Origin of the sequence: Pseudomonas sp. P108 (assembly GCF_032613195.1) — a bacterium.
Classification (GTDB): Bacteria; Pseudomonadota; Gammaproteobacteria; order Pseudomonadales; family Pseudomonadaceae; genus Aquipseudomonas.
In genome coordinates this window covers 974355-988362 of the sequence record NZ_CP126691.1, presented here as the reverse complement: position 1 = coordinate 988362, position 14008 = coordinate 974355, and the positions used below count along the sequence as shown (strand labels likewise).

The 14008-nt window shown below is 56.1% G+C and carries 12 protein-coding genes and 2 tRNA genes; all 14 read right to left on the bottom strand.

Annotated elements, in window-relative coordinates; genetic code table 11:
• Nucleotides 1-21: 21 nt before the first annotated feature.
• Nucleotides 22-1176, bottom strand: coding sequence for an XRE family transcriptional regulator (locus QOM10_RS04150; RefSeq protein ID WP_316917646.1), 1155 nt, complete (start codon nucleotides 1174-1176; stop codon nucleotides 22-24).
• Between the two features lie 6 nt (nucleotides 1177-1182).
• Entirely contained in the window at nucleotides 1183-1833 is a 651-nt protein-coding gene (locus QOM10_RS04145) for a hypothetical protein (RefSeq protein WP_316917645.1), read from the bottom strand.
• 450 nt (nucleotides 1834-2283) lie between these two features.
• The gene (pnp, locus tag QOM10_RS04140; RefSeq protein WP_007915263.1) at nucleotides 2284-4389 is read right to left on the bottom strand and encodes a polyribonucleotide nucleotidyltransferase; all 2106 of its coding nucleotides are present in this window, start codon (nucleotides 4387-4389) and stop codon (nucleotides 2284-2286) included.
• Between the two features lie 193 nt (nucleotides 4390-4582).
• Nucleotides 4583-4852, bottom strand: coding sequence for a 30S ribosomal protein S15 (rpsO, locus tag QOM10_RS04135; RefSeq protein WP_003177875.1), 270 nt, complete (start codon nucleotides 4850-4852; stop codon nucleotides 4583-4585).
• 142 nt (nucleotides 4853-4994) lie between these two features.
• The gene (truB, locus tag QOM10_RS04130; RefSeq protein ID WP_008088346.1) at nucleotides 4995-5912 is read right to left on the bottom strand and encodes a tRNA pseudouridine(55) synthase TruB; all 918 of its coding nucleotides are present in this window, start codon (nucleotides 5910-5912) and stop codon (nucleotides 4995-4997) included.
• A 4-nt stretch (nucleotides 5913-5916) separates the two neighbouring features.
• A complete protein-coding gene (rbfA, locus tag QOM10_RS04125; protein ID WP_016986495.1) occupies nucleotides 5917-6318 on the bottom strand; it encodes a 30S ribosome-binding factor RbfA in 402 nt (133 codons plus the stop codon).
• 160 nt (nucleotides 6319-6478) lie between these two features.
• A complete protein-coding gene (gene infB, locus QOM10_RS04120) occupies nucleotides 6479-9010 on the bottom strand; it encodes a translation initiation factor IF-2 (protein WP_127925791.1) in 2532 nt (843 codons plus the stop codon).
• A gap of 27 nt (nucleotides 9011-9037) precedes the next feature.
• Entirely contained in the window at nucleotides 9038-10519 is a 1482-nt protein-coding gene (gene nusA / locus QOM10_RS04115) for a transcription termination factor NusA (protein ID WP_127925790.1), read from the bottom strand.
• A gap of 47 nt (nucleotides 10520-10566) precedes the next feature.
• Nucleotides 10567-11025, bottom strand: a complete 459-nt coding sequence (rimP, locus tag QOM10_RS04110; protein ID WP_007915250.1) for a ribosome maturation factor RimP — start codon at nucleotides 11023-11025, stop codon at nucleotides 10567-10569.
• 139 nt (nucleotides 11026-11164) lie between these two features.
• Nucleotides 11165-11241: transfer RNA gene (locus QOM10_RS04105), tRNA-Met, on the bottom strand.
• A 97-nt stretch (nucleotides 11242-11338) separates the two neighbouring features.
• Nucleotides 11339-11424: transfer RNA gene (locus QOM10_RS04100), tRNA-Leu, on the bottom strand.
• Between the two features lie 22 nt (nucleotides 11425-11446).
• A complete protein-coding gene (secG, locus tag QOM10_RS04095; protein WP_016986497.1) occupies nucleotides 11447-11833 on the bottom strand; it encodes a preprotein translocase subunit SecG in 387 nt (128 codons plus the stop codon).
• Between the two features lie 4 nt (nucleotides 11834-11837).
• Nucleotides 11838-12593: a triose-phosphate isomerase gene (gene tpiA / locus QOM10_RS04090; protein WP_016986498.1), complete on the bottom strand. Its 756-nt coding sequence runs from the start codon at nucleotides 12591-12593 to the stop codon at nucleotides 11838-11840.
• Between the two features lie 65 nt (nucleotides 12594-12658).
• On the bottom strand, nucleotides 12659-13996 hold the full coding sequence (gene glmM, locus QOM10_RS04085; RefSeq protein WP_122598522.1) for a phosphoglucosamine mutase: 1338 nt from the start codon (nucleotides 13994-13996) through the stop codon (nucleotides 12659-12661).
• Nucleotides 13997-14008: the final 12 nt, after the last annotated feature.

Genomic DNA, 14008 nt, shown 5'->3' with positions numbered 1-14008 from the left:
TCAAACTTAAGGGCTGCCTCATCACCCCTTAACCAAGCGTAGTTTAGCGGGTGAAGAAGTCTTACCACCTGAATTTTCCTCTCCTTTCCCCCTTAGGACATTGAGCATGAGACCAAATGTCAGTTCGTTGATCTCATCAGGGGATATAGCTAACTGATCTGCAACATCAGACTTCGTGAGACCTTCTGCTCGAAGGGCAGCAAATATCTTTTCCAAAACGACAGAACGCTCATGATTGATAGGAGCGGGCTCGTTAACTCGATACCCCTCTTGCGCAATCTGGATGCATAAAGTCCTATAGGTCCAATCTGTAGCAAGCCCTAAACTATGCAGTCTATAGTTCAACGCCGCGACAGAGACCGCCCATATCTTCTTGAATTTTATAAGACTATTAAGAGTGACCGAGCGTGGGGCCATGGCCAAAATACTGGCTCTCGGCATCAGAAAAGCCGAAGCAAAAGCATTTGCCTCTCGCTCAAGATCTGGCCCCTGAGGGTGCCCGTGCTGATGCATTACGAGGTGACCCAGTTCATGCGCGGCATCAAAACGGCAGCGCTCGGCTGATTTGAATGTGTTGAGAAACATAAACGGACGCCCTCCACTCCACATGGAAAAAGCATCCACTTCTTTTGCATCGATAGCTAACGAATAGACTCGAATCCCTTTTGACTCCAAGAGCAGAATCATATTTTTTATAGGGTGCTCACCGAGCCCCCAGTGGGCGCGTAGCATCTCCGCTACGACTTCTGGCCCTTGGCTCATGGGAAAGTTGCTTAAAGCCTCAAACTGGCCGTTGGATGCGAACGAATCACGCTCACTCCCCAAATCCGGAACGTCAGCGACAGGAAGATCAAAGCGAGACTCAAGCCAATCATTCAGCAGCAATGCTATTGCGCCAGCTCCTAGGGCACTGTCTCTGAGGGATGCAGTCATCTTCGAAAGTGAACGAAAGCTAGCAACATCCGGAGTCGGAACCTCAGGATCATCCCCAAAGAAAAAGGCTTCGGGAAATCGAAGTGCACCAGCAATCTTACTGAGAGTCCCTAACTCAGGCTCTTGCGTACCGCTTTCATACCCAGATACGGAGCGCTCGGTAACCCCGATCAATGTCGCCAGCTCCCTCTTTTTCATTCCACGCCGTCTTCTGGCAAGCGCGAATCGTAATGAGTTAAACATATAAAATCATGCGTTCTTACGACGAATGTCGATATCTATGTCGGGGCCGCTATCGGAAGTAATCGCAGCAAAATCGTCATCTAAATCGATAGTGCCAAGGAGAATGCGCTCAGACCAAGCATTGATCTTGCCGCTCTGATCAATGCCTGATGGCCGTGAAAGCTCTAGCCGAATCTCATTGTTCGCATGATCAGTGTAATGGAGCAAAATCCAGGTTTCGTAACCATCATACTCAGCGAAACTAGTAGGCTCAGGTATCAGATCGGCGAACATGTCGAGCTGACAGTTCTGCTCAATAGCATCAACCGTATTCTTCCCTTTTTTGGAGCGGTTAGTTGGAATGCAAAATGGATTGCCCACACCAGCGTCCGCAGACGCCACAGCAATAGCGAGCTTAAGGTCCGGGTGAACCGTAACAGGGTAGTTAGCTTTTTCATGGGCAGCCCACCCAAGTGCCCGCAGCTGGTCTCGAAGAGAACCAACAATCCACCCCCACATTTCCATTCCAGGGAAGATAGTAGGGTGATTTGGAGTCAACCTTACACGATGCAAATGGCCCTGATAGACCGCCTCGCGAACGGCCTCCGGAGTCATCCTCAGCTGCCCAAGGCGATAGGCAACGTCTTCAAGATCATTGAATATCTGACAAGCCTGCATACGCGTATCCCTCTAGGAGCTGACTTCCGGTTATTCTCCCTCAATTGAGGGAGCAAAACAAGAAGCGGCCGGCTACCGGTCAGCATAAGCTTTGCGCGTCTAGCGCTTCGACTGCACGGTTCTAAATCAAGAGAGGAGAAAATGAGCAGAAGCACGTAAGTGCTAATCGAGAGATCGGCAACGCAGAAAAACTGAAAAATGCGCAACCCTACCTCAAGACAAGAGATTGATTTATCTAGATATTTTTTTACGCATAAAGGAAAACTAGCACGTAACCTACGCGTTACGAGTGCGCTGCTCTACCGGCTGAGCTACACGGGCGGTGGGCTAAACCTAGCACCGGTCTTGAAGTCCGGCAACTTCACAGAATGTCCCGATATTTCGCAGACAAAAAAATGCCCCGCCGTTTTCACGGCGGGGCATTTTTATTGCGCTAACGCTTTGGGGTGATTAAACGCCCGAAGCCTTGGCAGCAGCCACGTCTTTGATGGACAGCTTGATACGGCCGCGGTTGTCCACGTCCAGTACCAGCACTTCCACTTCCTGGCCTTCTTTCAGGATGTCGGTCACTTTCTCTACGCGAGCGTCGCTCAGCATCGAGATATGCACCAGACCGTCCTTGCCCGGCAGGATGTTGACGAATGCGCCGAAGTCGACGATGCGCTCAACTTTACCCACATAGATCTTGCCGATCTCGGCTTCAGCGGTGATACCCAGAACGCGCTGACGTGCAGCTTCAGCAGCTTCCTTGGTTTCGCCGAAGATCTTGATCGAACCGTCGTCTTCGATGTCGATCGAAGCCTTGGTTTCTTCGCAGATCGCACGGATGGTCGCGCCACCTTTACCGATAACATCACGGATCTTGTCGGTGTCGATTTTCATCGCGATCATGGTCGGAGCGTTGGCCGACAGTTCGGTACGCGACTGGCCGATGATCTGGTTCATCTGACCGAGGATGTTCAGGCGCGCTTCCAAGGCTTGGCCCAGAGCGATCTCCATGATTTCTTCGGTGATGCCTTTGATCTTGATGTCCATCTGCAGCGCAGTAACGCCTTTGGCGGTACCGGCTACTTTGAAGTCCATGTCGCCCAGGTGGTCTTCGTCACCGAGGATGTCGGTCAGAACTGCGAACTTCTCGCCTTCCTTGACCAGACCCATGGCGATACCGGCAACCGGCGCCTTCATCGGCACACCAGCGTCCATCAGGGCCAGGGAAGCGCCGCAAACGGAAGCCATCGAGCTCGAACCGTTGGATTCGGTGATTTCCGAAACCACACGGATGGTGTACGGGAACACGTCAGCGGCTGGCAGCATGGCCGAAACCGAACGACGGGCCAGACGGCCGTGACCGATTTCACGACGACCAGCACCACCCATGCGACCACACTCGCCCACCGAGAACGGAGGGAAGTTGTAGTGCAGCATGAACGGGTCTTTTTTCTCGCCTTCCAGGGTGTCCAGCAGTTGTGCGTCACGGGCGGTGCCCAGTGTTGCAACGACCAGCGCCTGGGTTTCACCACGAGTGAACAGCGCCGAACCGTGAGTCTTCGGCAGAACGCCGACTTCGATGTTCAGCGGACGTACGGTTTTGGTGTCGCGACCGTCGATACGTGGCTTGCCATTGACGATGTTTTCGCGAACGGTGCGGTATTCGATTTCGCCGAAAGCGGCTTTGACTTCGCTGGACGAAGGCTGACCTTCTTCACCGGACAGCTTGGCAACGACTTGATCCTTCAGCTCGCCCAGACGCGCATAACGGTCGGCCTTGACGGTGATGGTGTAAGCCTGGGAGATCGCTTCGCCGAACTCGGCACGGATAGCGCCCAGCAGTTCGGTGGCTTCTGGCGCAGGAGCCCAGGTCCAGGTTGGCTTGGCAGCTTCAGCGGCCAGTTCTTTAACGGCGTTGATCACAACCTGGAATTCGTCGTGAGCAAACAGTACCGCGCCCAGCATCTGGTCTTCGGTCAGCTCTTTGGCTTCCGATTCAACCATCAGTACGGCGTCGGAAGTACCGGCAACGACCATGTCCAGGCTCGAAGCCGCTTGCTGCTCGTAAGTCGGGTTCAGCAGGTAGCCGGTGCTTTCGTGGAAGGCAACGCGAGCGGCGCCGATCGGGCCGTCGAACGGGATACCCGAGATAGCCAGGGCAGCCGAGGTACCGATCATCGCTGCGATGTCCGGATCGGTCTTCTTGCTGGTGGAAACGACGGTGCAGACAACCTGCACTTCGTTCATGAAACCTTCAGGGAACAGCGGACGGATCGGACGGTCGATCAGTCGGGAAGTCAGGGTTTCTTTTTCGGAAGGACGGCCTTCACGCTTGAAGAAACCGCCAGGGATCTTACCGGCAGCGTAAGTCTTTTCCTGGTAGTGAACCGACAGAGGGAAGAAGCCCTTGCCTGGATCAGCTTGTTTTGCACCGACTACAGTCACCAACACGCTGACGTCGTCGTCAACGGTGACCAATACTGCGCCGGAGGCCTGACGGGCGATACGGCCAGTCTCGAGGGTAACGGTCGATTGACCGAACTGGAATTTTTTGATTACCGGGTTCACGGTGTCCTACCTTCTTTGTGGCTCTTGGGGGAACTGGTTTCTTGCGAATTCTTGGGCAATGTCGGGAATCGGCCCAACGCCTGTCCAGGGTAAAACGTGTATCCAGATAAAACTTGAGGCTGGGAGCCTGCAAGACGCCGGCGGTAAACCGCTGACGTCCGACAGACAACCAACCTCATAGCGCAATCGCTGATTAGCGACGCAGACCCAGGCGACCGATCAGAGTCTGATAACGACCCAGATCCTTGCCTTTCAGGTAGTCCAGCAGCTTGCGACGCTGGTTTACCATGCGGATCAGACCACGACGGGAGTGGTGATCTTTACCGTTGGCCTTGAAGTGACCTTGCAGCTTGTTGATGTTGTGGGTCAGCAGTGCAACTTGCACTTCTGGCGAACCAGTGTCACCAACAGCTTGCTGGTAGTCAGCAACGATTTGAGCTTTTTCTTGAACGTCGAGAGCCATGAGGCAATCCTTTTATCAGGAAACTGTTTCAAAGAAACAGCTTCAACAGGCCAGGGACAAATCCCTGTATCTATAAATGAGTAGTGACCGTGCCTGTTAACAGCCACCCTCGCCAGCCTGCTTTGACACAGACCGGTTTCGGTCATTCCGACCGAATCAGTCGACGTGGCGCAATGCGCCCGTCTTCGCTCACTTCACCGATACCGATGAAGCGACCATTGTGATCCTGTACCCGCACCATGCCGAACTTCGGAGCATCCGGGGCACGCACCGGCTGGCCGTTGAGCCAGTAGAACGCACTCGCTTCCGAGAAGTGCAGCAACGGCCAATCCTGCAGGCCGCTGTCCGATGGCATCAGGAAGCGATCCACCGCTTCGTTGCCGCCCTCGGCATGTACCGCTTCAAGCTCTTCGAGGGTCACGGTCTGCGCCAGGGTGAAAGGCCCGGCCTGGGTACGGCGCAATTCCGCGACGTACGCACCACAACCGAGTTGCTCACCGATATCCTCCACGAGGGTGCGAATATAGGTGCCTTTGCTGCAATCCACCGCAAGTCGTGCAGTATCGCCTTCGAAGGCCAGTAATTCCAAGCGCGCAATAGTAACAGAACGCGGTTCACGCTCCACTACTTCGCCTGCACGAGCCAACTTGTAGAGCGGCTGGCCATCACGCTTTAGCGCCGAGTACATCGGCGGTATCTGACTGATTTGCCCACGAAATTTCGGCAATGCCGCTTCGACATCGGCGCGACCAACGGTCACCGGGCGCTCCTGCAAAACCTCACCTTCGGCATCGGCCGTGGTGGTGGTCTTACCCAATTGCGCGAGGGTTTCATAAGCCTTGTCGGAATCGAGCAGGTACTGCGAGAACTTGGTCGCTTCGCCAAAGCACAACGGCAAGACGCCCGTGGCCAGAGGGTCGAGGCTGCCGGTGTGACCGGCCTTCTCGGCGTTGAGCAACCAGCGAACCTTCTGCAACGCGGCGTTGGACGTGAATCCCAACGGCTTGTCGAGCAGGATGATGCCGCTGACGTTACGACGGATACGTTTGACCTGAGCCACCGAGTTACTCCTTGGTGTCTTCAGGTTCAGCAACGACCGGATGCTGATTGTCTTCAGCCACCGCACGCTCGATCAGCGCCGACAGGTGCGCGCCACGCACGACGGACTCGTCGTAGTGGAAGTGCAGTTGCGGCACGCTGCGCAGCTTCATTTCACGGGCCAATTGCATGCGCAGGAAACCTGCGGCGGAATTGAGCACCTTGATGCTTTGTGCGATGTCTTCAGCGTTGTCCTGCCCCATCACGGTGATGAAAATCTTCGCGTGACCGACGTCACGGCTGACTTCCACTGCGGTAATGGTGACCAGACCCACGCGTGGATCCTTGACTTCACGACGGATCAGCTGGGCCAGCTCGCGCTGCATCTGATCGCCGATACGTTGGGTACGGCTGTATTCTTTTGCCATGATTTTGTTACCTGTTACTGCCCGGCGGTGAAACCCGCCAGGTCTGAAAGCGGCAAACGCCCGGCCTGACAAAAGCCAGACCGGGCGTTGCGTTTAGAGTCCGGGTGATGCGCCACACTGTTGAGTGCGGCCGGCCATCACGGCTCCTGAAGTGCGCGAGTTAGAGGCTGCGAGCAACCTGAACCTTCTCGAAGACTTCGATCTTGTCGCCGACTTTGACGTCGTTGTAGCTCTTCACGCCGATACCGCATTCCATGCCGGCACGTACTTCGGAAGCGTCATCCTTGAAGCGGCGCAGGGATTCCAGCTCGCCTTCGAAGATAACGATGTCTTCACGCAGTACACGGATCGGACGGTTACGGTGTACAACACCTTCGATCACCATGCAGCCAGCGATCGCGCCAAACTTCGGCGAACGGAACACGTCACGCACTTCGGCCACACCCAGGATGTTCTCGCGAACATCGCTGCCGAGCATGCCGGTCAGGGCTTTCTTGACGTCTTCGATGATGTCGTAGATCACGTTGTAGTAACGCATGTCCAGACCTTCCTGCTCGACGATCTTCCGTGCGCCAGCATCGGCACGCACGTTGAAGCCGAACAGTACAGCGTTGGAAGCCAGTGCCAGGTTAGCATCGGATTCGGTGATACCACCGACACCGCCGCCGACTACGCGCACTTGAACTTCGTCGTTGCCCAGGCCATTCAAGGCTCCGTTCAACGCTTCCAGCGAACCACGGACATCGGATTTGAGGACGATGTTGAGCGTCTTCTTCTCGGCCTGACCCATGTTTTCGAAGATGTTTTCCAGCTTGCCGGCGTGAGCGCGAGCCAGTTTGACTTCGCGGAACTTGCCTTGACGGAACAGAGCCACTTCACGGGCTTTCTTCTCGTCAGCAACCACGCTCATCTCGTCGCCAGCGTCCGGGGTACCGTCCAGGCCGAGGATCTCGACAGGGATGGAAGGACCGGCTTCTTTGATTGGCTTGCCGTTCTCGTCGAGCATGGCGCGAACGCGACCATAGTTCGAACCGACCAGGACCATGTCGCCTTGGCGCAGGGTACCGTCTTGAACCAGAACGGTTGCCACCGGGCCGCGACCTTTGTCGAGACGCGATTCAACCACAACACCACGACCAGGAGCCGATGGAGTTGCTTTCAGTTCGAGAACTTCAGCTTGCAGCAGAACGGCTTCAAGCAACTCGTCCACGCCAGTACCGACTTTCGCCGAAACCGGAACGAACGGCGTATCACCGCCCCACTCTTCGGAAGTCACGCCGTGAACCGACAGTTCGCTACGGATGCGATCGAGATCGGCGCCCGGCTTGTCGATTTTGTTCACTGCAACAACCAGTGGAACGCCAGCCGCTACAGCGTGCTGAACAGCTTCAATGGTCTGCGGCATCACGCCGTCGTCCGCTGCAACCACCAGAATCACGATGTCGGTCGCCTTGGCACCACGAGCACGCATTGCGGTAAACGCGGCGTGACCCGGGGTATCGAGGAAGGTGACCATGCCGCGTTCGGTTTCAACGTGGTACGCACCGATGTGCTGGGTGATACCGCCGGCTTCGCCAGCAGCTACCTTGGCACGACGGATATAGTCGAGCAGGGAAGTTTTACCGTGGTCAACGTGGCCCATTACGGTCACGACTGGCGCACGGGAGAACGACTCACCTTCAAACTTCAGGGACTCGGCCAGGGAATCTTCCAGGGCGGTGTCGCTGACCAGGGTCACTTTGTGGCCCAGTTCTTCGGCTACCAGTTGAGCAGTTTCCTGATCAAGCACCTGGTTGATGGTCGCTGGAGTACCCAGTTTGAACATGAACTTGATGATTTCAGCAGCCTTGACCGACATCTGATTGGCGAGATCGCCAACAGTGATGGTCTCGCCGATCTGCACATCACGCACGACAGGGCCGGTTGGGCTCTGGAAACCGTGAGCGTTGCGCTTCTTCAGCTTGGCCTTGCCGCGACCACCACGACGGAAGCCATCGCTTTCTTCGTCGGTAGTGCGTGGCGCCACACGTGGAGCCGGCGCTTTTTCTTTGACCGAGGCGCGATGCGGAGCGTTTTTGCGCTCGCCATCACCACCACCGCTGCGACGATTGTTGTCGTCGGCACGTGGTTTGTCCGGACGGCGCTGTTCGTTCTGCTTGTTGCGAACTTCGGCAGACGGAGCTGGAGCAGCGGCCACTACCGGTGCGCTTTCGCGAACAGGTTCGGCAGCTGCAGCCGGCGCCGCAACGGCGTCGCTGGCAGCGGTCTGCGCAGCAGCAGGCTGATTACGCGCTTCTACTTCGGCGCGTTGCTTGGCTTCTTCTTCAGCCTTCTGACGAGCAGCATTTTCTACTGCGCGACGCTCATCCAGTTCACGCTTGCGCTCGGCTTCGATTTCTTCCGGGCTGCGCTGTACGAAAACTTTCTTTTTGCGAACTTCTACGCTGATGCTTTTGCTACCAGCCACACGCAGGGTGCTGGTGGTTTTACGCTGCAGCGTGATCTTGCGTGGTTCTTCCACTTTCGCCTTGTGGCTGCTTTTCAAGTGAGTCAGCAGAGACTGCTTCTCACTGTCAGTCACATTTTCTTCGGCGGCGGTGTGCGGCAGACCTGCCTCACGCATCTGCTGCAACAGGCGCTCTACCGGTGTTTTGACCTCATCGGCCAGTTGTTTCACCGTGACTTGCGTCATGCACTTCTCTCCTCAGGCCGCGCCTAATTACTCGAACCAGTGGGCTCGGGCGGCCATGATCAACTTGCCGGCACGATCATCGTCAATGCCGTCGATGTCGAGCAGGTCGTCAATAGACTGCTCGGCCAGGTCTTCGCGGGTAATTACGCCGCGCACCGCCAGTTCCATCGCCAAATCCTTGTCCATACCCTCAAGCGAGAGCAGGTCTTCGGCCGGATGGGCGTCTGCCAGCTTTTCCTCAGTAGCGATGGCTTTGGTCAACAAACGATCCTTGGCACGAGCGCGAAGCTCGTTGACGATATCTTCGTCAAAGCCGTCGATGTTGAGCATTTCTTCCAACGGTACGTAGGCAATCTCTTCCAGGCTGGTGAAGCCTTCATCAACCAGCACCTGAGCCAGTTCTTCGTCGACTTCCAGCTCGTCGATGAAGTTGCGCAGGATGTCGCCGGTTTCTGCTTGCTGCTTAGCCTGGATGTCCGATTCGGTCATCACGTTCAGGGTCCAGCCAGTCAACTGGCTCGCCAGACGCACGTTCTGACCACCACGACCGATGGCCTGAGCCAGATTGTCTGCGCCAACGGCGATGTCCATTGCGTGGGCATCTTCGTCAACGATAATTGCCGCAACCTCAGCCGGGGACATGGCGTTGATCACGAACTGAGCCGGGTTGTCGTCCCACAGGACGATATCAACACGCTCACCGCCCAACTCACCCGACACTGCCTGGACGCGCGAACCGCGCATACCGATGCAAGCGCCCTGTGGGTCGATGCGTTTGTCTTTCGAGCGGACGGCGATCTTGGCGCGCGAACCCGGATCACGGGATGCAGCCATTACTTCGATCAGGCCTTCGGCAATTTCCGGCACTTCGATACGGAACAGCTCGATCAGCATTTCCGGCGCGGTACGCGACAGGATCAGCTGCGGGCCGCGGTTCTCGGTGCGGATTTCCTTGAGCAGCGCACGCAAGCGCACGCCGACACGGAAGGTTTCGCGAGAAATGATGTCTTCACGGGCCAGCAACGCTTCAGCGTTGTTGCCCAGATCGACGATCACGTTGTCGCGGGTGACTTTTTTCACGGTGCCGGAGATGATTTCTCCCAGGCGCTCGCGATAGGCGTCGACCACTTGAGCGCGCTCGGCTTCGCGAACTTTCTGCACGATGACCTGCTTGGCAGTCTGTGCAGCGATGCGGCCGAACTCGATGGATTCGATCTTTTCTTCGACGACGTCGCCAACCTTGGCACCAGGATGCGTTTCGGCAACCTTGCTTGGCCAGGTTTCGATGGCCGGATCGTCGAGATCATTCTCTTCGACGACCGTCCAGCGACGGAAAGTTTCGTATGCCCCGGTGTGGCGGTTAATTTCCACACGCAGGTCAACTTCGTCCTCAAAACGCTTTTTGGTAGCAGTGGCCAGAGCCAGCTCCAGCGCTTCAAAAATTACGCTTGCCGGTACGCCCTTTTCATTGGATACCGACTCAACAACCAGCAGTACTTCTTTGCTCATCGTACGCCTCGCCTTTCGCAAGCCATTGGATCCGCGGGATCCGCGTCTCAGTCAAAACTGGGAATAATGTTGGCCTTGTCGATCATATCGATCGGCAACAGGAACTCATGGTCGTCTACCTGCACCACGACATCCTGTTCTTCTACACCGCGCAGAAGGCCCTGAAAGTTGCGTCGCCCTTCAAAAGGCGAGCGCAGCTTGATCTTCACTTGTTCACCGGCAAACTTTGCAAACTGCTCAAGAGTGAACAGTGGGCGCTCCATGCCAGGCGAGGAAACTTCGAGGGTGTATTCAACGGAGATCGGATCTTCAACATCCAGCACACCGCTGATCTGACGGCTGACAATGGCGCAATCGTCCACCAGCACGCCACCCTCTTTATCGATATAAACGCGCAACATCGAATGACGACCCTGAGCCGAAAACTCGATACCCCAGCATTCATAGCCCAGGGCCACGACCACCGGGGCCAGCAAGGCCTGCAACTCTTCTAGCTTGCTCGACACCTGAACCCCCTAGTGCATGATATGTGCATGCTTTGCAAAATAAAAAAATGGGCTTAACGCCCATCCTTGAAACGCCGTCGAACAGCGGCGTTGAAAGTGTCCAGCTAACAAAAAGCCCCTTAAAAGGGGCTCCTTAAACTGGTTGCGGGGGCCGGATTTGAACCGACGACCTTCGGGTTATGAGCCCGACGAGCTACCAGACTGCTCCACCCCGCGACAAAGCTGGGGCGGAAGTATACGACCGATCCCTTATAGGGTCAATGTAACCTTCCACCTGCAAGAAAGCCCGCAACAGCGGGCTCTCCTGACTAATTGGTACCGAGAAGGGGACTCGAACCCCTACACCCTATGGGCACAACCACCTCAAGGTTGCGTGTCTACCAATTCCACCACCTCGGCAAAACTACGTTTGAAACCCTTCTTACTTCTGCTCTTGAGCTGGAGGTACGTCAGTCGCTGGAGTAGCCGACTTTTGCTCTTGAAGCACCGGTACATCATCAGAAGCCGGTTGTTGTTGCTTAGGTACTTCCAACACTGCTGGATTTGGGAGACCTGCCTGAGTCAGCTGGTGAGCCTTCTCTTTAGCAAAGTAACCTAACCCCAAGCTGGTTATGAAGAAACCGGCGGCAAGTATAGCAGTAAACTTACTAAGAAAGGTAGAGGAACCTTGGCTTCCGAACACAGTATTTGAAGCACCTGCTCCGAAAGACGCGCCAGCGTCCGCACCCTTACCCTGCTGCAGCAAAACCAGAGCAACTACGCCCAATGCACCCAGCAGATGAAAAACGACTACGACTGTTTCCAGCATTTTTTCAGTTTCCCGCGGCGCGACAAATCGCACCGAACTCATCTGCATTCAGGGAGGCTCCACCAATGAGCCCCCCATCGATATCCGGCATGCCGAACAGTTCGACCGCATTGGCCGCCTTCACGCTGCCGCCGTATAGAAGTCGCACACCTCGTGCCACTTCAGAATTCTCTGCCGCCAGCTGCTCGCGAATGGCTTTATGCACATCCTGAGCTTGCTGCGGCGTCGCAGTCAGTCCGGTACCAATAGCCCAGACCGGCTCGTAAGCAATGACTGCCTTGGCAAAAGCACCGACACCCAGCTCCTCGATGATGCTGCCCAGCTGACGCCCGACAACCTCAAGAGTTTTTCCGGCTTCGCGTTGCTCGAGGGTTTCCCCTATACACAACACCGGAATCAAGCCACATGCCTGCGCAGCTGCAAACTTGCGATTCAGCATCCCATCCCGCTCGCCCATTATCTGGCGACGCTCGGAGTGCCCGACAAGCACCAGGGAACAACCTGCATCCACCAACTGACTCGGCGCAATCTCACCGGTCAATGCACCTTGCATGGATTCCACCGCAGAATTCTGCGCGCCGACCGAAATCGACTTGCCTTTCAAGCCATCAATCACTTGATTGATATACAAGCAAGGCGGGAATACCGCGACATCAACACCGCTTGGCAAGGCCAGATGACGAAGGCCGTTGATCAGCTCAGCGACGCTGGCGCGGGTACCGTGCATCTTCCAGTTACCAGCTACCATAGGGCGACGCATGCTGTACCTCGTCGGTCAAAGTGGGCGCAGATGTTACCCAACACAATCATGGCTTGCAAGCCGTATCAGGCAGAAACTTCAGTTACCAGTTTTGCCAGCTCTTCGGCGTAGTTGCGAACCTGGGTTTCGTCCTCGCCTTCGACCATTACGCGCACCAGAGGCTCTGTCCCGGACTTGCGCAAAAGCACGCGTCCGCGCCCCGCCATTGCCTGGGTAACACGCGCACTGGCTTCCTTGACAGCCGGGTGTTCCAGCGGACTTTCGCCACCACCAAAACGCACATTGATCAGCACCTGAGGGCACTTGCGCAATGCCTGACGCGTTTGCGCCAACCCTTCATTACGGGTCTTCAAGGCCATCAGCACTTGCAAAGCCGCGATGATCGCATCACCGGTCGTGGTGTGATTGAAGCAAACGATATGCCCTGAATTTTCGCCACCGACCAGCCAATTGCGCTCAAGCAACTCAGCGATCACGTAGCGGTCGCCGACATTGGCACGAATGAACGGAATCGAAAGCTCTGCAAGCGCGAGCTCCAGACCCAGATTACTCATCAGGGTGCCAACCACGCCGCCCTGCAACTTGCCACGTTCATGCAGATCGCGAGCAATAATGAACAACAACTCGTCGCCATCAACAATGGCGCCAGTGTGGTCAACCATCAGAACCCGATCGCCATCGCCATCAAAAGCGATACCCAGGTCGGCATGCTCCGCCAGTACCGCAGCCTGCAGCTGCCCCATATGGGTCGAGCCGCAATTCTCATTGATGTTCAGACCGTTAGGCTGGGCTGACAGCACGACAACTTCCGCACCCAGCTCCCGGAAGACACTCGGAGCCACCTTGTAGGTCGCACCATGCGCACAGTCGATAACGATCTTGAGTCCAGAGAAACTGGTGCCCGTTGGCACGCTGCTCTTGCAGAACTCGATATAACGACCTGACGCATCGTTGATCCGCGAGACCTTGCCGATCTTGCTCGATTCGACCACGGTCATCGGCGTATCGAGCAACTCTTCGATCATCAGCTCCAGCTCATCGGGCAGCTTGGTGCCTTTACCGGAGAAAAACTTGATGCCGTTATCGTCGTGCGGATTGTGCGAAGCACTGATCACGATACCGGCCTCAGCCTGGAACGTGCGCGACAAGTAGGCGATGGCCGGCGTCGGCATAGGACCCAGCAGCATCACATCGGCACCCGCCGATGTCAGACCGGCCTCAAGCGCCGACTCGAACATATAACCGGAAATTCGCGTGTCTTTGCCGACCAGCACCTTGCAGGCGCCCATCTTGCGGAACGCCATGCCAGCAGCCCAGCCGAGCTTGAGCATGAAGTCAGGAGTAATCGGGTATTCACCAACGCGACCACGAATGCCGTCAGTACCAAAATATTTCTTGCTCATAAGCGCTCCATC